This is a genomic window from Amycolatopsis sp. NPDC104819, assembly GCF_055583145.1.
The window spans coordinates 285,307-309,294 of record NZ_JBVJON010000005.1; the positions used below are offsets into that span (position 1 = coordinate 285,307).

General features: G+C 73.3%; 2 protein-coding genes. Both read right to left on the reverse strand.

What is annotated here, in order from left to right; genetic code table 11:
- Positions 1-7 precede the first annotated feature (7 nt).
- On the reverse strand, positions 8-3,979 hold the full coding sequence (locus tag ACZ63E_RS17600; protein WP_465337037.1) for a non-ribosomal peptide synthetase: 3,972 nt from the start codon (positions 3,977-3,979) through the stop codon (positions 8-10).
- Entirely contained in the window at positions 3,976-23,988 is a 20,013-nt protein-coding gene (locus ACZ63E_RS17605) for a non-ribosomal peptide synthetase (protein ID WP_465337471.1), read from the reverse strand. The genes ACZ63E_RS17600 and ACZ63E_RS17605 overlap by 4 nt, the downstream gene beginning before the upstream one ends.

Genomic DNA, 23,988 nt, shown 5'->3' on the forward strand with positions numbered 1-23,988 from the left:
TTCTCCTTCACTCGTCGGCGGTCACGGCCAGTCCGGCCAGCACGGCCCGGGCCAGCTCCGCCACGTGCGGCGGTTCGACCATGTCCCAGTGGTGTCCCGGCACCGGCGTCACCGTCAGCTCGCCGCGCGTGCGGGCGCGCCAGCTCTCCGGCCGCACCTCCGGGCGGCCCTTCACCGGGTGGGTTCCGGTGGAGGTGATGAGGTGGATGCCGGTGTCGACGACGGCCCGGCAGCGGTAGGCCTCGACGGCGTCCTTGCCCGCGAGGTAGACCCGCGCCATCTGCTCGACGACGGCGTTGCCCGCCACCTCCGAGACCATGCCGCGGTCGCGGGCCTCGGCGAGCATCTCGTCGAGCGTGTCGACGGCCCCCGGAGCCAGCTTCAGCACGGCCTCGCCGAACCACGCGAGGGGATCGCTCGTGTCCACCTCCGGGAGCGGGTTGCCGTAGTCGTCGACGCCGAGGACGGTCGCGTCGATGACACACAGGTGCTCGACCGCGCGGCCCGCCTTTTCCAGCTGGGCGGCCATTTCGAACGCCACCGACCCGCCCTGGGACCAGCCCGCGAGCCGGATGGGCCGGTCGCCGGCGACCGGCAGCAGGTCGGTCACGAACGCCGCGGCCAGCTCCTCGATGGTGTTCACCGGGTCCTCGCCGGGGGCGAACCCGGGCGCCTGCAGGCCGAACACCGGCAGCGCCGAGTCGAGCTCGGCCACGAGCTGCAGGTACGGGAACGGGCTCCCCGCGGTCGGCGGCAGCAGGAACAGCGGCGCGACGCCCGCGCGGCCCGGCGAGAGCGGGACGACCAGTCCCCCGCCGCTGCCGCCGGCGCGGATGAGGTCGGCAAGCGCCCGGATCGTCGGGGCGCGGAAGACCTCGGCGAGCCCGACGGTCGCGCCCAGCTCGGCCTTGATCCGGTCGACCAGCACGACGGCCAGCAGCGAGTGCCCGCCGACGTCGAAGAAACCGTCGGTGACCCCGACACGCCGGCCCAGCAGGTCCTCCCAGAGCTTCGCGATCGCCATCTCCAGCTCGTCGCGCGGCAGCACGCCGGACGCCGACACCGGCGCGGCGTCCGGGGCGGGCAGCGCGACGCGGTCGATCTTGCCGTTCGAGGTGAGTGGCAGGGTGTCCAAAGTGGTCAAGGTCGACGGGACCATGTACTCCGGCAGCCGCTCGGACAGGTGTGCCCGCAGCTCCTCGGGGTCCACAGTGGACGGCGCGACGTACCCGGCGAGCGCGCCGTCGCGGACCACGGCGACCGCCTCGGTGACGCCGGGGCCGCCGACCAGCGCGGCCTCGATCTCGCCCAGCTCGATGCGGTAGCCGCGCACCTTGACCTGGTGGTCGGTGCGGCCGACGAACTCCAGCCGCCCGTCGGGCAGGTACCGGGCGAGGTCACCGCTGCGGTAGAGGCGGCCGGGGCCGAACGGGTTGGGCACGTACTTGGCCGCGGTCAGGCCGGGGCTGCCCGCGAAGCCGCGCGCGACTCCCGCGCCGCCCGCGTACAGCTCACCGGTGACCCCGGCCGGGACGGGCCGCAGGTGCTCGTCGAGGAGGTAGACCTCGGTGTTCCAGATCGGCCGGCCGACCGGGATCGGCGTGGTGACGCACTCGGCGGCGGGCAGCAGGTTGATCACGTTCGCCACGGACGTCTCGGTGTGACCGTACTCGTTGGCCACCACGACGCCGGGGGCGTTCTCGCGCCAGAACTCCAGGGCTTCGGCGGTGAGCTGCTCCCCGCCGACGACCAGGTGCGCGGCCGCCGCGGCCGCTTCGGGCTCCAGGCAGCGGCGCAGGGGTTCGAGGTGGGCCGGGGTGAGCTTGACGAAGCTGAACTTCCGGCCGCTCGACAGCACGTCCGCGAGGCCCGCCACCGGGTGCTCGTCCTCCGGCACCAGCGTCACGGTCGTGCCGCACAGCAGCGGCAGGAACAGCCCGGTGACGGTCAGGTCGAAGGCGAGCGAGGAGTGCACCGGCGCGCCGTCGCCCTCGTCGGCGCGGTAGGCCTGGCGGCACCAGTCGAGGTAGTGCAGCACGCCGCGGTGGCTGATCATCACGCCCTTGGGGCGGCCGGTCGAGCCGGACGTGTAGATGACGTAGGCGAGGTTCTCCGAATCGACCACCGGGTCCTGCCACGGCACCGGGTCGTCGGCCACCGGCTCGTCGGCGTAGACGACGACGTCACCGAGGTCCTCGCCGGCGTACCGGCGGGTGGTGACGAGGACGCGGGCGCCGGCCTGGCGCAGCATGTACTCCTTGCGGTCCTGCGGGTAGGCCGGATCGAGGGGGATGTAGTGGCCCCCGGTCTTGAGGATCGCCAGCAGGACCGGCAGCAGCAGCGGACCGCGTTCGCAGAGCACGCCGACCGGGGTTTCGACGCCGACGCCGTGGGCGCGCAGCCGCTGGGCGAGCCGGGTCGCCCGGGTTTCGAGGTCGGCGTAGGTCAGCTCGGCCGCGCCGCAGCGGACGGCGATCGCGTCCGGGTTCGACGCGGTCTGCTCGGCGATCCGCCCGTGCAGCGTGCCGCGCAGGTAGGGCTCGGCGGTGGCGTTCCAGGTGTCGAGGAGCAGCGTCCGCTCGTCCGCGCCGAGGACGTCCACTTCGGACAGCCGGGCGCCGGGCTTCTCGGCGAGCTCGGTGAAGAGCCGGACGAAGTGCTCGCCCATGCGGTCCATCCGGGCCTGGTCGAACAACGCCGTCGCGTACTCGAGGACACCTTCGACGGATCCGTCGGCCTGGCGGACGAAGGAGATCATCAGGTCGAACTTGGCGGTGCTCGAAGCCAGGTCCACCGGCGAGACGGCGAGGTCGCCCAGGGAGGCCTCCCCCGACGACGAGTCGTAGACGGCGAACATCACCTGGACGACCGGGGTGTGCGCGAGGTCGCGTTCCGGGGCCAGCTCCTGGACGAGGCGCTCGAACGGCAGGTCCTCGTGGGCCTGGTCGGCCAGCCGGGCCACGCGGACGCGGTCGGCGAGGGTGCCGAAGTCCGGGTCGCCGGACAGGTCGCCGCGGGCGACGACGGTGTTCACGAAGAACCCGACCATGTGCTCCAGCTCGGCCCGGCCACGGCCCGCGACCGGGGTGCCGACGGCGATGTCTTCCCGCCCGGTGTGCCGTCCGAGCACGACGTACGCGGCGGCGAGCAGGGTCACGAACGGCGTCGCACCCGTGCTCTTTCCCTGGTTCAGCACCGCTTCGGCGGCGGCCGCCGGAATGGTGAAGCGGGCCGACGCGCCGTGGGGGTCACGCTGGGCCGGCCGCGGGCGGTCGGCGGGCAGCTCCAAGGTCTCCAGGCCGGCGAGCCGCTCCTTCCAGTAGGCGAGATCCGCGTCGTGAGCGTCCACCCGGGACTGCTCCCAGACGGCGAAGTCCGCATAGGACAGTTCGATCGGCGGCAGGTCGGCGCCGGTGTAGAGCTTGCGCAGGTCCTCGAGCAGGATCGGCAGCGACCAGCCGTCACAGGCGATGTGGTGGACGTTCAGCGCCAGCACGTGCCGTTCCGGTGCCTCGCGGACCAGCAGGGCGCGGAACACCGGCCCGGCCGCGAGGTCGAACGGCCGGCCGACGTACTCCGCCAGCACGGCATCCAGGTCGCCCTCGACCACCGGCAGCTCGACCGGTTCCGGCGCCCCGATCACCTGCCGCGGCTTGTTGTCCTCCGCGAGGTAGGTCGTGCGCAGGATCTCGTGCCGGGCCACCAGGGCGTCGAGCGCGTGCTGGAGCGCGCCGACGTCGAGGGCGCCGTCCAGCCGGAGCAGGAGCGGGACCGCGTACTCGGCGCTGTCCGGGTCGAGGCGGTCGAGGAACCACAGGCGCTGCTGCCCGGCCGAGAGCGGCAGCGGGACGTCGCGGTCGGCGCGGCCGAAGGTGCGGACCGGCGCGGTGGCGCGTCCGCGCAGCCGCTTCGCGAGCACCGCGGCCCGCAGCCGGGCCGCCCGATCGGCGTCGGCGGGGCGGGTGTCGAACGTGGTCATGCGCTGGCCTCCTCGGTGAGGGAGTCGAGGAGCTCCTGCTCGGACATGCCGGCGAGCTCGGCCTCGATCTCGGTGTGGACCACGGCGGCGAGCGCGGCGACCGTGGTGGTCTGGAACAGCACGGGCAGGGGCAGGTCCACGCCGAAGGCGGCCTGCAGCCGCATGCGGACCTTGGCGGCGAGCACGGAATGCCCGCCCAGTGCGAAGAAGTCGTCACCGAGCCCGACGCGGCGCACACCCAGGACCTCGGCCCAGACGTCGGCGATCAGCTGCTCCTCGGGACTGCCGGGAGCGACGTAGTCCGCCGTCTCCTCGGCCGGTTCGGGCAGTGCGGCCCGGTCGAGCTTGCCGCTGGCGTTGACCGGCATGGCGTCCAGCACGACGAAGGCCGACGGCACCAGGTGGTCCGGCAGGCGCCGGGCCAGGAAGGTCCGCAGATCGGCGGCGGTGACGTCACCGACGGTGTAGGCGACCAGCCGTTTCTGCCCGGCCGGGTCCGGTTTGGCAAGCACGACCGCCGCGGTGAGCGCCGGGTGGGCCCGCAGCGCGGACTCGACCTCGCCGAGCTCGATGCGGAAACCGCGGATCTTGACCTGGTCGTCGGTCCGGCCGAGGAACTCCAGGTTCCCGGCGCGGGTGCGGCGGACGAGGTCGCCGGTGCGGTACATCCGGCCGCCGGCCGGGTTCGCGACGAACCGCTGGGCCGTCAGTCCCGGCCGCCCGAGGTAACCACGGGCCAGGCCCGGGCTCGCGACGTACAGCTCGCCCGCCACGCCCGGCGGCACCGGCTGGAGCCGGTCGTCGAGGACGTAGGCGCGGGTGTAGCGCAGCGCGCGGCCGATGGTCACCTGCTCCCCCGGCACCAGCGGCTCGCTGACCGTCGAGACGACCGTGGCTTCCGTCGGGCCGTACATGTTGAGCATCCGGCGACCCGGCGCCCACTTCGCGACCAGCTCCGGCGGGCAGACGTCGCCGCCGACCACGACCGTGCGGAAGTCCGGCAGGTCCGGGTCCTCGACCGTGGCCAGGGCCGCGGGCGGGATCAGCGCGTGCGTCACGCGGCCCTCGGCGAGGACGTCCCGCAGCTGGTCGCCCAGCAGCGGGCCCGGCGGGGTGACGACCAGGGCGGCGCCGGTCATCAGCGACGCGCACAGCTCGAGGATCGACGCGTCGAAGCTCGGGGACACGTACTGCAGCACCCGGTCGCCAGGGCCGACCCGGTAGGCGTCGACGGTGTTGGCGACCAGCGTGGCGAGTCCGGCGTGGCTGACGACGACGCCCTTCGGCCGTCCCGTCGAACCCGACGTGTAGATGACGTACGCCGCGTTCTCCGGCTCGACTTCGACGGCCAGTGGACTCTCGCCCACTGTGGACACCGGGAGCTCTCGAAGCGTGAGCACCGGGTTCGCGTCCTCGAGCATGTAGCGGATGCGCTCTTCCGGGTAGCTCGGGTCGACCGGCAGGAAGGCCGCGCCGGTCTTGACGACCGCCAGCTGGGCGACGACCAGGTCGGCCGAGCGCGGCAGCAGCAGCGCGACCACCGTCTCCGGAGCAGCACCGCGGCTCTGCAGGACGCGGGCAACGCGGTTGGCGGCCTTGTCCAGTTCGCCGTAGGTGAGGGAGTCCGGTCCGGCCACCACGGCCGGGGCGTCCGGATCCCGTCGCACCTGGGCTTCCACCAGCTCCGCGAAGGTCCCGCCCGGAGCGTTGCCGTCGAGCGGGGTGACCTCGGCCGCGTCGAGCATCGTGACACGGTCCACTGGGCGGTGCGGCTCGGCGGCGAAGCCGGTCAGGAGCCGGACGTACCGGTCGGCGAACGCGGCGATCGTCTCTTCGTCGAACAGAGCGACGGGGTATTCGAGGACGCCGTCGATTGCGCCCGTGGGCTGCTCGCGCAGCACCATGGCGAGGTCGAACTTGGCCGCGCCGGTCTCGACATTCAGGGGCTCGCAGTCCAGGTCGCCGAGCTCCCAGCCGCCTTCGGACACCGTCTGCAGCGCGAACATCAGCTGCACCAAGGGGTTGCGGCTCGGGTCGCGGTCGGGGCGCAGCTCGGCGACGACCCGGTCGAACGGGACCTCCTGGTGGCTGAAGGAGTTCAGCGCGGTTTCCCGCACGCGTCCCAGCAGTTCGGTGAAGCCGGGCGAGCCGGTCAGGTCCGCGCGCAGGGCGAGCGTGTTGACGAACTGGCCGATCAGCCGCTCGGTGTCCGGGTGGTCGCGGCCGGCGACCGGGCTGCCGACCGCGAATTCGCGGAGCCCGGTGTGCCGCGAGACGAGGACCTGGAACCCGGCGAGCAGCGTCATGAACAGGCTGGCCCGGGCTTCCACACCCAGCTCGCCGAGCCGGTTCGCCAGCTCCGCGGGGACGCTGAACTCGTACCGCGCGCCTCGCGGGTCGCGGACCGGCGGCCGGGGCCGGTCCGTGGGCAGCTGCACGACCTGCGGCACCCCGGCGAGCTGCGTCCGCCAGAACTCGACGTCCGCTTCGGTGGGCTGGGACCAGGCCGCGACGTCGGCGTACTGCACCGGCAACGGCGGCAGGGTGACGCCCGCGTAGAGGTCGCGCAGCTCCTCGGCGAGGAGGCCTTCGGACCAGCCGTCGAGCACGATGTGGTGAGCCGACAGCACGAGGACGTGGTCGTTCTCGGCCAGCCGGCCGAGCGCCGCCGAGAACACCGGTCCGGTGGCGAGGTCGACGGGCCGCGCCTCCAGGACCTGCGCCACCTCGTCGATGTCGGTCACCGGCAACGGAACCGGGCCGGCGGGGTCGACGACCTGCCTCGGCTCGCCGTCGATCTCCACGAACCGGGTCCGCAGGATCTCGTGCCGCTCGACCAGCTTCGTCAGGGCGGCCGCCAGCGCGTCGACGTCCAGCGAGCCGCGGAGGCGGACCGCGTTGGGCACCAGGTACTCCGCGCTGGACGGCGCCATCCGGTCGGCCAGCCACATGCCGACCTGGACCCCCGCGAGGGGTGCGGGACCGCCGGGCCGCTTCGGGATCGCCTCGAAGTCGCGCTCGCTCGCGCGGCCGACGGCGTCGGCGAGCTCCGCGACCGTGGGCGAGTCGAAGATGAGCCGGATCGGGATGTCCGCCGAGAGCCGTTTGCGCAGCTCGGCGACCACCCGGACACCCAGCAGGGAGTGCCCGCCCAGGTCGAAGAAGTTGTCGTCGGCCCCGACCCGCTCGACGCCGAGGACGTTCTGCAGCACCTCGGCGACGAGTTCCGCGACCGGGCCTTCCGGCGCGCGGTACTCGGCGCCGGCCGCGGCGGGCGCGGGCAGCGCCTTGCGGTCGATCTTGCCGCTCGTCGTGGTCGGGAACTCGGGTAGCACGCTCAGTGCGGTCGGCACGAGGTAGACGGGCAGGCGCTCGCGCAGCTGCTCGCGGATCGCGGTCTCGGTGAGCGTGACGCCGGCCTGCGCGGTGACATACCCGGCGAGGCGCTTGTCGCCCGGCGACGGCTGCCACACCGTGACGGCCGCTTCGCGCACGCCCGGCAGCTCCAGCAGCACCTGCTCGACCTCGCCGGGTTCGACGCGGATGCCGCGGATCTTGACCTGCGAGTCCTGGCGGCCGAGGAAGGTCAGCGCGCCGTCGGGGGTGCGCAGGCCGCGGTCGCCGGTGCGGTAGAGCCGCTCGCCGGGGTGGAACGGGCTGGGCAGGAACGCCGCCGCCGTCTTGCCCGGGTCGCCGAGGTAACCGCGGGCCAGGCCGACACCGCCGATGTAGAGGTCACCGGGGACGCCGACCGGGACCGGCCGGAAGTGCTCGTCGAGGACGTGGATCTGGTTGTTCGCGATCGGCGAGCCGACGCTGACCGAGCCCGCGCCGTCGAGGTCTTCGCGGACACACTCGCGCATGGTCGAGTCGATCGACACTTCGGTGGCGCCCCACTGGTTGTGCAGGGTGGCGTGCTCGCCCAGCCGGTCGAAGAACAGCTTCAGCAGTTCCGGCTGGAGCGCTTCGCCGCTGGTGATGACGTTGCGCAGCGCCTTGAGGGCCGCGCGGTCGGCCGGGGTGAGCTGCTCCAGGAACAGCGTCAGCATGCTGGGCACGAACTGCAGGTTCGACACCTGGTGCTTGATCGCTCCGGCCAGGATCGCGGCCGGGTCGCGGTGCAGGCCCGGCGGGATCAGCGCGACGCGGCCGCCGACGATGAGCGGCCACAGGCACTCGACGGCCGAGTCGTCGAACACCAGCGTCGTCTTCTGCAGGACGCCTTCGCCCGGCTGGAGGCGGTAGGTGTCCTGGTGCCAGCGCAGCCGGTTGACCCAGCCGCGGTGGGTGCTCGCGACGCCCTTCGGCTTCCCGGTGGAGCCGGAGGTGTAGTAGATCGACACCAGGTTGTCCGGGTGGGTGGTGTCGTCCGGCTCCGGCGCTTCCCCGTCCAGATCGGACACTTCGAGGAAGGTGATTTCGCTGTCGGCCGGGGTCTTCGCGCCTTCGTCCACCAAACAGACGGGCGAGTTCGCGTCGCCGAGGATGCCGAGGACCCGGGGTTCGGGCGCGTCGGTCTCGATCGGGACGAACGCGCCGCCGGCCTTGAGGATCGCGACGAGGCCGACGATCAGGTCGATCGAGCGGTCCATCCGCAGGCCGACCGGGACGTCCGGGCCGACGCCGTGCCCGGTCAGCCGGGCGGCGAGGACTCCGGCCCGGCGTTCCAGCCCGGCGTAGTCGAGGTGGTCGTCCAGGTACTCGACGGCGACGGCGTGCGGGGTCTTCGCCGCCTGCCGGGTGATGAGGTGGTGCAGGCAGACGCTCTCGTCGTAGGCGACGTCGGTGCTGTTGACGCCCTGCACCAGGTGCGTGCGCTCGGCGTCGCCGAGCAGGTCCAGCTCGCCGACCGGGGTTTCGGGGGCGTCGGCGATCCTCGTGAGCAGGGTGGTGAAGTGGCCGCCCAGCCGCTCGATCGTGGTGGTGTCGAACAACGCGGTCGGGTACTCGAAGATGCCGGTCAGGGCGCCGTCGGCGTCTTGGGCGAGGGCGAGCTCGAGGTCGAACTTGCTCACCCGGGTGTCGACGGCGAGCTGTTCGACGTGCAGGCCCGGCAGCGCCCAGCCGGCCTTCTCGTTGTTCTGCAAGGCGAACACGATCTGCACCAGGGGGGTGCGGGTGAGGTCGCGCTGCGGGCGCAGGAGCTCCACGATCCGGTCGAACGGGACGTCGTCGTGGTCGAACGCGGCGAGGGTGCCGGCGCGGACCCGGCGCAGCAGCTCGGTGAACGCCGGGTCGCCGGTGAGGTCGGCGCGCAGGGGGACGGTGTTGACGAAGTGGCCGACGAGCGGCTCGGTCTGCGGGTGGCTGCGGCCGGACACCGGGGTGCCGATCGCGAAGTCCCGCATCGCGGTGTAGCGGCTGATCAGGACCTCGAAGGCGGCGAGCACGGTCATGAAGAGGCTGGCACCGTGCTCGGCCCCGAGTGCGGCCAGCTTTCCGACGGTTGCCGCGGGCACGTGCACCGGGGTCTTGGCCCCGGCGATGTCCCGGGTGAGCGGCCGAGGCCGGTCGGCGGGCAGTTCCGCGACGTGCGGCATGCCGTCGAGGGCCTCCTGCCAGAAGGCGAGCCCGGCGTCGTCGGAGGTGGCGCTCTGCCACGCGGCGACGTCGCCGAACTGCACGGGCAGGGCAGCGGGGTGGATCCCGGCGTAGTGGTCGCGGAGCTCGGCGGCCAGGACGCCCATGGACCACCCGTCGGCGACGATGTGGTGCAGGAGCAGGACGAGAACGTGCTCGGTGCCGGAGATCCGGCCCAGGGCGGCCCGGAAGACGGGGCCGTGTTCGAGGTCGAGCGGAGTGTCCACTTGGGACCGGACGAACTCTTCGACATCGCTGACCTCGGTCACCGGCAGCGGCACCGGCCGTACCGGGTCGACCACCTGGACCGGCTCACCGTCCAGCTCCACGAAACGGCTGCGCAGCACTTCGTGCCGCGCCACCACGGCCGACAATGCGCCGGTGAGTCCCGCCACATCGAGGTCCCCGCCGATCCGCAGTGCCAGGGGTACCAGGTACTCCGCGGACCCCGGCGCGAGCCGCTCGGCGAACCAGAGCCCGCGCTGCACCGGCGAAAGCGGCGTGCGTACCCCGTGCTCGCGGACCGGGATCGGCTCGAAGTCCACTGTGGACGCGTCTGGCACCAGCCGGGCCAGCGCCGCGATCGTCGGGGCTTCGAACAGCGCCCGTACTCCCAGCCGCACACCGAACTCGGTGCGCATGCGACCGGTCACCTTCGCCGCCAGCAGCGAGTGGCCGCCGAGGGCGAAGAAGTTGTCTTCCACCCCTGGTTCCGGCACCCCCAGCACGTCGGCCCAGATCGCGGCCAGCCCGACCTCCACCGGGTTCCGCGGTGCGACGTGCCCGGTGGCGACCCGCTGCGGCGCGGGCAGCGCGGCCCGGTCGAGCTTGCCGTTCGCGGTCCGCGGCAGTTCCGCCAGCGGCACGATCACCGACGGCACCAGGTACTCCGGCAGCCGCGCGGCGGCGAGATCGGTGAGCACCGCCGGGTCCGCCGTGCCCACGACGTAGGCGACCAGCAGCCCGTCCCGAACCACAACAGCGGCCTGCGTGACCCCCTCGAAGCCGGCCAGGACGGCCTGCACCTCGCCGGGCTCGACGCGGAAGCCGCGGATCTTCACCTGGTCGTCCGCGCGGCCCGCGTACTCGAGGACGCCAAGAGCGTTCCACCGCGCGAGGTCACCGGTGCGGTACATCCGCTCCCCCGCCCCGAACGGCGACGCCACGAACCGCTCCGCGGAAAGCCCGGGCTGCCCGAGGTAGCCGTGCGCGGTGCCGACCCCCGACAGGTACAGCTCGCCCACCACCCCGGCGGGCACCGGCCGCAGCCGCGCGTCGAGGACGTACGCGTGCTTCCCGAGCACCGGCCGCCCGATCGGGACCGGCCCGTCGACCGCCGTCACCGCGTGGACCGTGCTGAAGCCCATCGTCTCGGCCGGCCCGTACCCGTTGACCACCGCGACGTGCGGGTACGACCGCAGCACCTTCGCCAGGTGCGCGGGCGAAGCCGCCTCGCCGCCGGTCATCGCGCGGCGGACCGTCGCGAACACCGCCGGATGCTCGTCGACCAGGAAGTTGAACAGGCTCGCCGAGACGTCCAGGACCGTGACACCGTGCGCCACGACCAGGTCCTCGATCAGCGCGGGCTCCGGACGCTGGCCGGGCTGGAGCACAACCGTGCCCCCGGCCAGGAGCGGCCCGAGCAGCTGCGTGCCGAACGCGTCCCACGACACCGGCGCGCACTGCAGCCAGACGTCGCCCGGGCCGAACCCGGCGTAGTCCTGGCCGGTCAGCGTGCCGGCGACCGCGCGGTGCGGGGCCGCGACCGCCTTCGGCACGCCGGTCGACCCGGAGGTGAACATGACGACGGCCAGGTCGTCCGGGCTGCCGGGCAGACCGAGGACACCACCGTCTCGGACAGCGATCGCGGCCGCGTCGGCGACGACGTCGATCCGCTTCCAGGGCAGCTCGCGTCCGTCGGTCAGGACGACCGCCGCCGACGTCCGCCGCAGGGCGCCGACCAGGCGTTCGGCCGGGAAGTCCGTGTCCAGCACGGTGTAGGCGGCCCCGGCCTTGAGCACGGCGAGCAGCGCGACGGCCAGCCGCGGCGACCGTCCGATGTGGACTCCGACCAGGTCCCCGCGCCGGACGCCCTCGGCGACGAGGTGCCGGGCGAGCCGGTTGGCCTCGGTGTCGAGCTGTCCGTAGGTGAGCGACGAGCCCTCGAAGACCAGCGCGGTCGCGTCCGGCGCCCACTGCGCCTGCCGCTCGACCAGCTCGTGCAGCCGCATCGCCGGGGCCGTCGCCTTCGTGGTCCCGAAGGCCAGCAGCTCGGCCCGTTCCGCGGTGGCGAGCAGGTCCAGGTCAGCCAGTGGAACGTCCGGAGTGGACACAGCCGCGGTGAGGAACCGCGCGAACCGCGCCACGATCGACTCCGCGGTCGCCGCGTCGAACAGGTCGGCGGCGTACTCCAGCTGCCCGGTCAGCCCGGCCGGGGTGCCATCCGGACCGTGGTTCTCCTCGATACCCGCGGTCAGGTCGAACTTCGCGACGTCGCGGCGGACCGTAACGCCCTCGGTGACCAGACCGGGCAGGCCGAGCTGGGCGGTGGCGTTGTTCTGCAGCACCAGCATCACCTGGAACAACGGGTGCCGGGAGGCCGACCGCGCCGGGTTGAGCTCTTCGACGACCCGCTCGAACGGGACGTCGGCGTGCGCCAGCGCGGCCAGCCCGGCGTCGCGGACGCGGGCCAGGAGCTGCCGGAACGTCGGCTGCCCGGAGACGTCGGTGCGCAGGACGAGGGTGTTGACGAAGAACCCGGCGAGGTCGTCGAGCGCCGTGTCGCCGCGGCCGGCGACGGCGGTCCCGAGCGGGACGTCGTCGCCCGCGCCGAGCCGCGACAGCAGGGCCGCGAACCCGGCCTGCAGCGCCATGAACAGCGTCGCACCACTCCCCCGCGCGAGGTCGGCGAGTCCCTTGTGGACGCTCGCGTCGAGCGCGAAGTCCACCGAACCGCCGCGGTGGCTCGCGACGGCCGGGCGCACCCGGTCGGCGGGCAACGCCAGCTCCTCGGGTGCCCCGGCGAGTGCATCGCGCCAGAACGCGAGCTGGCCGGCGATCTCCGGCTCGTCGAGGACTTCACGCTGCCAGAGCGTGTAGTCCGCATACTGCACCGGCAGCGGCGTCCACTTCGGAGCGTCGCCGTCGAGGCGGGCCGCGTACGCGGTGGCGAGGTCGCGCCATAGCGGCGCGGCCGACCAGCCGTCGGAGGCGATGTGGTGCAGGACCAGCAGCAGCACGTGGTCGTCGGCGGAGACCGAGACCAGGTGCGCCCGGATCGGCAGCTCGGTGCGCAGGTCGAACACGTGCGCGGCGGCCTCCGCAAGCACGTCCGGCAAGGAGTCCTCAGTAGACTGGGTGAGCGTCCACGGCACCGCGGGCGCGGTCAGGATCTCCTGCCACGGCTCGCCTTCGTGGGCCGGGAACACCGTCCGCAGCGACTCGTGCCGCTGCACGACATCGGCCAACGCCGCTTGCAGGGCGGCCACATCCAAGGAGCCGCGCAAGCGCAGCGCACGCGGGACGTCGTAGCCGGCGTTGGCCTCCTCGGCCTGGTCGACGAACCACAGCCGCTGCTGCGCGAACGACAGCGGCAGCCGCTCGGGCCGGTCGCGGCGGGTCACCGGCGGCCGCGCCGGGGCGGCGTCACCGAGGACTTCGGCGAGCCCGGCGACGGCCGGGGTGCGGAACAGGTCACGGATGCCGAGCTCGACCCCGAGCACGGCACGGACGCGGCCGATCAGCCGGGCCGCCAGCAGCGAATGCCCGCCCAGCTCGAAGAAGCCGTCGTCGAGACCGACCTCGGGCAGCCCGAGCACCTCGGCGAAGAGTCCACAGAGGACGTTCTCGGTGACGGTCCGCGGCCGCCGTCGCGAACCCGCGGCGAAGTCCGGTGCGGGCAGCGCGCGGCGGTCCAGCTTGCCGTTCGCGGTCCGGGGCAGCTCGGCCAGCGGCACGATCGCCGACGGCACCAGGTAGTCCGGCAGCCGGTCGGCCAGGTAGGCCCGCAGCTCAGCCGGTTCGGCCGCACCGACGACGTAGCCGATCAGCCGTCCGTCGCGGACGACGACCGCGGCCTGCTCGATCCCGTCGTGGCGGGCCAGCACGGCCCGGACCTCACCGGGTTCGACGCGGAAGCCACGGACCTTGACCTGGTCGTCGGCGCGGCCGACGTACTCGAGCACACCGTCGGCGTTCCACCGGACCAGGTCGCCGGTGCGGTACATCCGCTCCCCCGCCACGAACGGCGACGCGACGAACCGCTCGGCGGTGGCGCCGGGCAGGCCGCGGTAGCCGTCGGCGAGGCCGTGGCCCGCGAGGTACAGCTCACCCGTGACACCGGGCGCGGCGAGGGCGAGGTGCGCGTCGAGGACGTAGGCGCGCTTGCTCGCCACCGGCCGGCCGATCGGGATCGCGGTCCCGCCGAGGTCGGCGGCGGTGATCGGGTGGAACGTCGTGTAACCCATGCTCTCGGCCGGGCCGTAGCCGTTGATCAGCGCGACGTCCGGGTACTCGCGCAGCGCCTTCGTGACGTGCTCGACGGACGCCGGCTCGCCGCCGGTCATGGCGCGGCGCAGCACGGTGAAGACCTGCGGCTCCTGGTCGAGGAGGTAGTTGAACAGGCTCGCCGAGGCGTGCAGGACGGTCACGCCGTGCTCGACGACGAGGGCGGCGATGCGGTCCGGCTCGGGGTTCTGGCCGGGCTGCAGGACCGTCCGGCCGCCGTAGAGCAGCGCGCCGAACAGCTGGAGCGCGAAGCCGTCCCACGAAACCGGGGCGCACTGCAGCCACACCTGGTCCGCGTCGAAGGTGGCGTAGCCCTGGCCCATGGTCGCGACGACCCCGCGGTGCGACGTGGCGACGCCCTTGGGCACGCCGGTGGAGCCCGAGGTGAACATGACGCAAGCCAGGTCGGCCGGGGTCAGCTCGACGTGAGGGTTGGTCGCGTCCGGGTGGTCCGGGATCGCCTTCAGGACCCGCCGCACGCCGGCCTGTTCGGTGACGGCGGCCAGGCGCTCGGCCGGGTAGCTCGGGTCCAGCAGGGTGTACGCGGCGCCGGACTTGAGCACGCCGAGCACCGCGGCGGCGAAGTCGAGGCCGCGGTCGAACAAGACGCCGACCACCTCGCCGCGCTGCACACCGTCGTCGATGAGGTGGTGGGCGACGCGGTTGGCGCGGGCGTTCAGCTCGCCGTAGGTCAGCGACTCGCCGTCGAACAGGATCGCGACGGCCTCGGGGTCCTGGCACTCGACGATCGTGTGCAGGCACTCCTCCGGCGCGGCGCTCACCTGGACCGCGTGGCCCGAGGTCAGCACGAGATCGCGGTCGGCCGCGGTGAGCACGTCGAACGCCGCGACCGACGTCGTGGGCGCGTCGGCGATCTGCTCCAGCAGCCGGACGAACGCGGTGGCCAGGCGCTCGGCGGTGGCGGCGTCGAACAAGGCGGTCGCGTACTCGAAGGCGCCGGTGATCCCGTTGCCGTGGTCCTCCAGAGCGACGGTGAGGTCGAACTTGGCGACCGAGCGGGTCACCTCGTACGGCTCGGTGTCCACACCGGACAGTGCGACGGGCGGGTTCTCCTGCTGCAGCACCAGCATCACCTGGAACAGCGGGTGCCGCGACGCCGAGCGGGCCGGGTTCAGCTCCTCGACCAGGCGCTCGAACGGGACGTCGTCGTGCTCGAACGCGCTCAGGTCGGCTTCCCGGACGCGGGCCAGCAGGTCGGTGAACGCCGGGGCGCCGCTGAGGTCTGTGCGCAGAACAAGGGTGTTGACGAAGAAGCCGACCAGGTCGTCGAGAACCGGGTCCGGACGGCCCGCGACGGGGGTGCCGATCGGGATGTCGTCGCAGGCGCCGAACCGCGCGAGCAGGGTGGCGAGCGCGGCCTGCAAGACCATGAACAGCGTCGCGCGCTGCCCGGCGGCCAGTTCCAGCAGCCGGGCGTGCAGCTCGGCCGGGATCTCGATCGCCGCCGAGCCGCCGGTGTGGTCCGCGGTGGCGGGCCGGACGCGGTCGTAGGGCAGGGCCAGCTCCTCGGGCAGGCCGGACAGAGCATTCGTCCAGTACGCGACGTCGTTGTCGAGTTCTCGTTGCCAGAGCGTGTAGTCCGCGTACTGGACCGGCAGCGGCGCCCACTCCGGAGCGCGGCCGTCGAGCCGGGCCGTGTAGGCGTCGGCCAGGTCGCGCAGCAGGACCGGGATCGACCAGCCGTCCCCGGCGATGTGGTGGGTCAGCACCAGCAGGACGTGCTCGTCGCCCTCGCCGAACAGCCACGACCGGACCGGCGGCGCGGCGGCCAGGTCGAACGGCGTCCGAGCGGCGTCGGCGACCGAGCCGGTGCCGACCTCGAACGGGACCTCGAAGGTGTCCAGGATCACCTGGTACGGGCCGGATTCGTCCTCGGCGTAGTACGTGCGCAGGGCTTCGTGCCGACCGGCCACATCGGACAGTGCGGCCGCCAGCGCCGCGGCGTCGACGTTTCCGCGCAGCCGCAAGGCCATCGGCATGTGGTACGCGGTGTCGTCGCGGTCCATCCGGGCCAGGAACCACAGCCGTTCCTGGCCGGACGTCAGCGGAAGGCGGTCCGGCCGCTCGCGAGGGGTGATCGCCGGGCGCGCCACGACGGCGTCGCCGAGGCTTTCGCTCAGCCCGGCGACCGTCGGGTTCGCGAACAGCGCCCGCACGGTGACGTCGAGGCCCAGCACCGCGCGGATCCGGCCGGCGAGCCGGGTGGCCAGCAGCGAGTGGCCGCCCAGGTCGAAGAAGCCGTCGTCGATGCCGACCTCGGGCGCGCCGAGGACCTCGGCGAACAGTTCGCACAGCGCATGCTCTCGAGCGGTGCGCGGAACCCGGCCGGCGCCGCTTTCGAGCGCCGGTGCGGGCAGCGCGCGCCGGTCCAGCTTGCCGTTGGGCGTCCGGGGCAGCTCGTCGAGCAGCACGAACGCCGAGGGCACCATGTACCCGGGCAGCGCGGCGGCCAGGTGTCGGCGCAGGTCTTCGACCTCGACCGGCTCGCCGGGCACGACATAGGCGACCAGGCGCTTGTCGCCGGGCCGGTCCTCGCGGACGACGACCGCGCGCAGCGCGACGGCCGGGTGCGTGGCCAGCACCGCCTCGATCTCGCCCAGCTCGATGCGGAAGCCGCGGATCTTGACCTGGTGGTCGACGCGGCCGAGGAACCGGATCTCGCCGTCGCGACGGCGCGCGACCAGGTCCCCGGTGCGGTACATCCGCTCCCCCGGAGCGAACGGCGACGCGACGAACCGGTCCGCCGTGAGGTCGGGACGGCCGAGGTAACCGCGCACGACGCCGTCACCGGCGAGGTACAGCTCACCCGGCACACCCGCCGGGACCGGCCGCAGCGCGCGGTCCAGCACGTGGACCTGGGTGTTCGCGATCGGCGTGCCGATGGTCGGCGCCCCTTCGCCGACGCGGGCGGTGGTGGACCAGATCGTCGTTTCGGTCGGGCCGTACATGTTGGTCACCGACGCGGCCCGCGCCCGCAGCGCGACGGCCAGGTCGTCCGGCAGGGCTTCGCCGCCGACCAGGACGTGCACGCTCGTGAGGTCGACGGGCTCGGCCAGCAGCGCGTGGAAGAGGCTCGGGGTGGCCTGCAGGAGCGTGACGCCGTCCTCGGCGAGGGCGGCCAGGGCGCGGGTGTCGCGGACGTCGTCGCGGCTCGCGAGGACAACGGTGGCCCCGGCCAGCAGCGGCGCGAAGATCTCCAGGCCGGCGATGTCGAAGCCGACGGTCGTGACGGCCAGCAGCCGGTCGCCCGGGGTGATGGCGAACCGGTCGACCATGTCTACGAGGAAGTTCAGCAGCGGGCGACGCGGGACGACCACACCCTTGGGGCGGCCGGTCGAGCCGGACGTGAAGATCACGTACGCCGGGCTGTCCGGCGACGCGGTGTGCGCCAGGTTCCCGGCTTCCCCTTCGAAGACGAGGTCATCGGGGGTGAGTACCAGAGCCGGGGCGGCGTCCTCCAGCATCATCGCCAGCCGGTCCGCCGGGTACTCCAGGTCGAGCGCGAGGTAGCCCGCCCCGGTCTTGAGCACGGCCAGCATCGCGATGATCAGCTGTTCGCCGCGGGGCAGGGCGAGGGCGACGTACCGCTCGGGCCCGGCGCCGCGGGCGACCAGGTGCCGGGCGAGCTGGTTGGCCCGGGTGTTCAGCTCGGCGTAGGTCAGGGTCGTGGCGCCGAACTGCAGGGCGGGCGCGTCCGGGGTGGCCGCGGCCTGCGTCTCGAACAGCTCGATGACCGAAGTGTCCGGCAGCGACCGGGCCGTCTCGCTGTTCGCCGTCTCGATGGCCACGCGCTCGCCGTCCGATAGCAGGTCCACTGTGGACAGCGCGACGTCCGGGGCGGCGACCGCGGCGGTGAGCAGGCGGACGAACCGGTCGGCCAGGTCGGCCGCGGTACCCGGGTCCAGGAGGTCGGTCGCGTACTCGAGGTAGCCCCCGATCCCGGCGGTGGTCTCCTCCAGGTTCAGCGTCAGGTCGAACTTCGCCGTCGCGGTGGCCACCGGCACGTCGGCCACGGCCACGCCGGGCAGGGCCAGGTTCGCCGCGACGTTGTTCTGCAGCGCCAGCATCACCTGGAACAGCGGGTGCCGCGCGGTCGAGCGGGCCGGGTTGAGCCGCTCGACGACCCGCTCGAACGGGACGTCGGCGTGGTCGAACGCCTTGAGCGAGCTCTCCCGAACCCGGCGCACGAGCTCGGTGAAGCTCGGGTCGCCACTGAGGTCCGTCCGCAGCACCAGGGTCTCGACGAAGAAGCCGACGAGGTCGTCGAGCGCGGCGTCCGGCCGGCCCGCCGACGGGGTGCCGACGGCGACGTCGTCCCCGGCGCCGAGGCGGGACAGCAGGGCCGCGAACCCGGCCTGCAGCACCATGAACAGCGTCGCGTGCTCACCGCGGGCGAGCTGCAGGAGCCGGGCGTGCAGCTCGGCATCGAGGATGACCGGGACGGTCGCGCCGCGGTGGCTCGCGACCGGCGGCCGCGGGTGGTCAAAGGGCAGGGAAATCTCGTCGGGCAGCCCGGCGAGCGCATCGGCCCAGTAGTCGAGGGAGTCGTCGGTGAGGTCCTGTTGCCACAGCGCGTAGTCCGCGTACTGGACCGGCAACGGCGTCCACTTCGGACTTTCGCCGACGACGCGGGCTGTGTACGCGGTCGACAGGTCGCGCAGCAGCGGGCCGAACGACCAGCCGTCACCGGCGATGTGGTGGGTGACGAGCACCAGGACGTGGTCGTCGCCGTCGGGAATCAGCGCGGCGCGGATCGGCAGGTCGGCGGCGAGATCGAACTCGCGCGCGGCGAACTCGGACACGTCGGTGGCCGACTCGGTCCACGGCAGCTCGGCGAGCGGGCGGATCTCCTGGCGGGGCACACCGTCGGTGTCCGGGAACACCGTCCGCAGCGCCTCGTGGCGCTCGACGACGTCGGCGAACGCCTGGCGCAGTGCGGCGACGTCGAGGGCGCCGGTCAGCCGCACCGCGCGCGGGACGTTGTAGGTGGCGCCGGCCTGGTCGAGCTGCTCGACGAACCACAGGCTGCGCTGCGCCGACGAGAGCGGCAGGACGTCCGGGCGCGGCCGGGCCACAACAGCCGGGCGGGCCGCGCGGGCGGTGTCGAGCACCGCGGCCAGCCCGGCGACGGTCGGGGCGCGGAAGACGTCCGCGACGCCGATCCGGACCCCGAGCACCGCGCCGACGCGGGCGACGAGCCGGGCGGCGAGCAGGGAGTGTCCGCCGAGGGCGAAGAACCCGTCGTCGACGCCGACCGCGTCGACGCCGAGCACGTCGGCGAAGAGTCCACAAAGGACCTCTTCACGCGGGGTGCGCGGCGCGCGGGTCGTGCTGGTGCGCTCGGGGGCGGGCAGCGCCCGGCGGTCAAGCTTGCCGTTGGGGGTCAGCGGCAGCGCGTCGAGCAGGACGAACGCGCTCGGCACCAGGTGGTCCGGCAGCCGCTCGGCGAGGTGGGCGCGGAAGTCGGCCGGCTCGCCCACGACGTAGGCGACCAGCAGCTTCTGGCCGGGCCGGTCTTCGCGGACGACGACGGCGGACTCGGTGACGGCCGGGTGGGTGCCCAGCGCGGTCCGGATCTCGCCCGGCTCGACGCGGAACCCGCGGATCTTGACCTGGTCGTCGGCGCGGCCGGCGTACTCGAGGACACCGTCGGCGCGGCGGCGCACGAGGTCGCCGGTGCGGTACATCCGCTCCCCCGGCTCGAACGGTGACGCGACGAACCGGACGGCAGTGAGGTCGGGGCGGCCGACGTAACCGTCCGCGATGCCGCCGCCCGCCGCGTACAGCTCGCCGACCACGCCGGGCGCGACCGGCCGCAGCCGCTCGTCCAGGACGTACGCGCGCTTGCCGTTGAGCGGCGTGCCGATCGGGATGGGCGCGCCGGTGAGGTCGGCCGCCGTGACGCGGTGGCAGCTGACGAAGATCATGTTCTCCACCGGCCCGTAGGCGTTGTGGAACGCCACCGCCGGGTGGCTTTCGAGAGCCTTCGTCAGGTGCGCGACCGAGGCGACCTCACCGCCGGTGTAGACGTCGCTGACCTGCGAGAACACCGCCGGGTACTCGTCGAGGAGGAAGTTCAGCAGGCTGGCCGAGGCGAACATCGTCGTGACGCCGTGCCGCTCGACCAGGTCGGCGATGAGCGCGGGCTCGGGCTTCGGGCCGGGCTGCAGGACGCAGGTCGCGCCGGTGAGCAGCGCGCCGAACAGCTCGAACGCGAACGCGTCCCAGGAGACCGGCGCGGTCTGCAGCCAGACGTCGCCGATGTAGCCCTGGCCGAGGATGGTCGTCACGACAGCCTCGTGGGAGGCGACAACACCCTTCGGCGTGCCGGTCGAGCCGGAGGTGAACATGACGCAGGCGGGCCCGGCCGGGTCGGTGTGCCGCACCGGCGCGGCCGCGACGGCGTCCACAGTGGACAAGTCGTCGAGGACCAGCGGAGTGCCCACCTGATCGGCCAGCAGCTGCCGCCGCTCGGCCGGGAACGACGGGTCCAAGAGCGTGTAGCCGCAGCCGGCCTTGAGCACGCCGAGGATCGCGGCGACCAGCTCGGGACCGCGGTCGAGGCAGATCGCGACGATCCGCCCGGCCGCGACGCCGGCCAGGTGGGCGGCCACGCCGTTCGCGCGGGTGTCCAGCTCGGCGTAGCTGACGGCCTCGTTCTCGAACAGCAACGCGGTGCGGTCCGGGGTGCGGCGAGCGTGGCTCTCGACCAGCTCGTGCAGGGTGGCGGCGGGAGCGGCAGGGGCGGGCATGCCGCCGGTGACGGCCTGGGCGTGTTCGGCGGCGTCGAGGAGGTCGAGGTCGCCGAGGCGCGTGTCCGGGTTCGCGGCGACGGCGGTGAGGACGCGCACCAGCCGACCGGCCAGCGTGGCGGCGGTGGCGCGGTCGAACAGGTCGCTCGCGTACTCCAGCAGGCCGGTCAGCTCGCCGTCGCGCTCCTCGAAGATCGCGGCCAGGTCGAACTTCGCGTAGCCGATGTCGACGCGCTCGCCGGTGGAGCGGACGCCGTTGATCCCGAGCTCGGCGGCGAGGTTGTTCTGCAGGACGAGCAGCACCTGGAACAGCGGGTGGCGGCCCAGCGAGCGGGCCGGGTTCAACTCTTCGACGACGCGCTCGAACGGCACCTCGGAGTGCTCGAACGCGGCCAGGCACGTCTCGCGGGCGCGGTCGAGGAGCTCGCGGAACGTCGGGTCGCCGCCGGTGGCGGTGCGCAGGACGACGGTGTTGACGAAGAACCCGACGAGGTCGTCGAGGGCGGCGTCGGTGCGGCCCGCGACCGGCGAGCCGACCGGGACGTCGTCGCCGGCGCCGAGGCGGGTGAGCAGCGCGGCGAACGCGGCCTGCAGGACCATGAACAGCGTCGCGCCTTCGGCCGCGGCCAGGTCCGCGAGGCCGCGGTGGACGTCCGCGGGCACGTCCACCGGGACGACGCCGCCGCGGTGGCTCGCGACGGCCGGGCGCGGGCGGTCGGCGGGCAGCGGCAGCTCTTCGGGGAGTCCGGCGAGGGCGTCACGCCAGTAGGCGAGGTCGCGCTCGACGGGAAGTCCCTGTTGCCACAGGGTGTAGTCCGCGTACTGGACCGGCAGCGGTGTCCATTTCGGACGTTCCTTGGCCACCCGGGCGGCGTAGGCGGTCGAGACGTCGCGCAGAAGCGGGGCGAACGACCAGCCGTCGCTCGCGATGTGGTGCACGACCAGCAGCAGGACCGCTTCTTCGGTGTTCAGGCTGAAGATGGTCGCGCGGATCGGGAGTTCGCGGGCGAGGTCGAACTCGGCCTCGGTGGCGGCGGTCAGGTCGGCGCCGAGAGTGTCCTCGGTGGACTCTCCCTCGGTCCAGGAAACCTCGCCGGCGGCCAGGATGTGCTGCACCGGCTCGTCGCCGTCGCGGGTGAAGATCGTGCGGAGGGATTCGTGGCGGGCGACGACGTCTCCGATGGCGCTCCGCAGCGCCTCGGCGTCGATCGGGCCGTCGAGGCGGATCGCCTGCGGGATGTGGTAGCCGGAGTTCCGGGTGTCGGCCTGGTCGAGGAACCAGAGCCGGCGCTGCGCGAACGACAGCGGCATCGGCTCGGGACGCGGGCGCGGGGTCAGGGCCGGGCGCGCTTCCGGGGCGTCCTCGAGCAGTCCGGCCAGGCCGGCCGGGGTCGGCGCGCGGAAGACGTCACCGATGCCGGCCTCGACGCCGAGCGTCGCGCGGATGCGGGAGACGAGCTTGGCCGCGAGGAGGGAGTGGCCGCCGAGGGCGAGGAAGCCGTCGTCGATGCCGACGCCGTCGACACCGAGGATCTCGGAGAACAGCTCGCAAAGCGCCGCTTCACGCGGGTTACGCGGGGCGCGTCCGGCTCGGGCGGCGGACCAGTCCGGCGCGGGAAGGGCCTTGCGGTCGAGCTTGCCGCTCGGGGTCAGCGGCAGCTCGGCCAGGACGACGAACGCCGCGGGCACCATGTACTCCGGCAGGTTCTCCGCCAGCGCCGCACGCAGGGCTTCGACGTCCGGGGTGCCGTCCGGGACGACGTAGCCGACCAGGCGCTGGTCACCCGCGCGGTCCTCACGGGCCAGCACGCACGAGCCGCCGACACCGGGCTGCCGGTCCAGGACGGCCTCGATCTCGCCCAGCTCGACGCGCAGGCCGCGGATCTTCACCTGGTGGTCGGTGCGGCCGAGGTACTCCAGGGCGCCGTCTTCCGTCCAGCGCGCGAGGTCGCCGGTGCGGTACATCCGCTCCCCCGGCTCGAACCGCGACGCGACGAACCGCTCCGCCGTCAGGCCCGGTCGGCCGTGGTAACCGCGGGCCAGCTGGATCCCGGCGAGGTAAAGCTCTCCCGCGACACCGGGCGCGACCGGGTTCAACTGGGCGTCCAGGACGTAGGTGCGGGTGTTCCACACCGGACGTCCGATGGGGACAGTCCGCTGGGCTGGATCGCAGGCCCAGTACGTGACGTCGACGGAGGCTTCGGTGGGGCCGTAGAGGTTGTGCAGCTCGACACCGGGGAGCGTCTCGAAGAACCGGGCCTGCAGCTCGGCTGGCAGGGCCTCACCACTGCAGAGCACGCGGCGCAGGCCGGTGCAGGTGGCGGCGGCCGGGTCGAGCAGGAACGCCTGCAGCATCGACGGGACGAAGTGGACGGTCGTGACCCGCTCGGCGCGGATCAGCCCGGCCAGGTAGGCGGGGTCACGGTGGCCGCCGGAGCGTGCGATGACCAGCGTGGCGCCGGTCAGCAGCGGCCAGAAGAACTCCCAGACGGAGACGTCGAAGCTGGACGGCGTCTTCTGCAGCACGCGGTCGGTCTCGTCGAGACGGTACTCGGCCTGGGTCCAGGCGAGCCGGTTGACGATGCCTGCGTGCGGCACCGGCACACCCTTGGGACGGCCGGTGGAGCCGGAGGTGTAGATGGCGTAGGCGAGGTCCTTTGTGGACGTCTCGACGGTGGTGGCCGAGCCGGTCGTCAGGTCGAGCTCGTCGAGGCAGAGCGTCTCGGCGTCGAAGAGGCTTCTGTGGCGAGTCTGGGTGAGGACGACCGGCGCGGCGCTGTCGGCGACCATGTAGGCCAGCCGGTCGGCCGGGTAGTCCGGGTCGAGCGGGACGTAGGCGCCGCCCGCCTTGAGCACCCCCAGCAGGGCGATCACCAGCTCAAGGGAGCGGTCGGCACAGACGCCGGTGAGGACGCCGGGGCCCACGCCCCGCTCGGCCAGGAGGTGCGCGAGCCGGCCGGCTCGCTCGTGCAGGGCGCGGTAGGTCAGGGTCGCGCCTTCGAACACCAGCGCCGTCGCGTCCGGGGTGCGGGCCGCCTGCTCCGCGAGCAGCCGGGCGAGCGTGCGGCCCGCCTCCGGGACGTCGGTGGTGGTGTCGTTCCAGGCCGCCAGCAGCTGCCGGGTGTCGTCGTTCACGTAGATCAGCTCCAG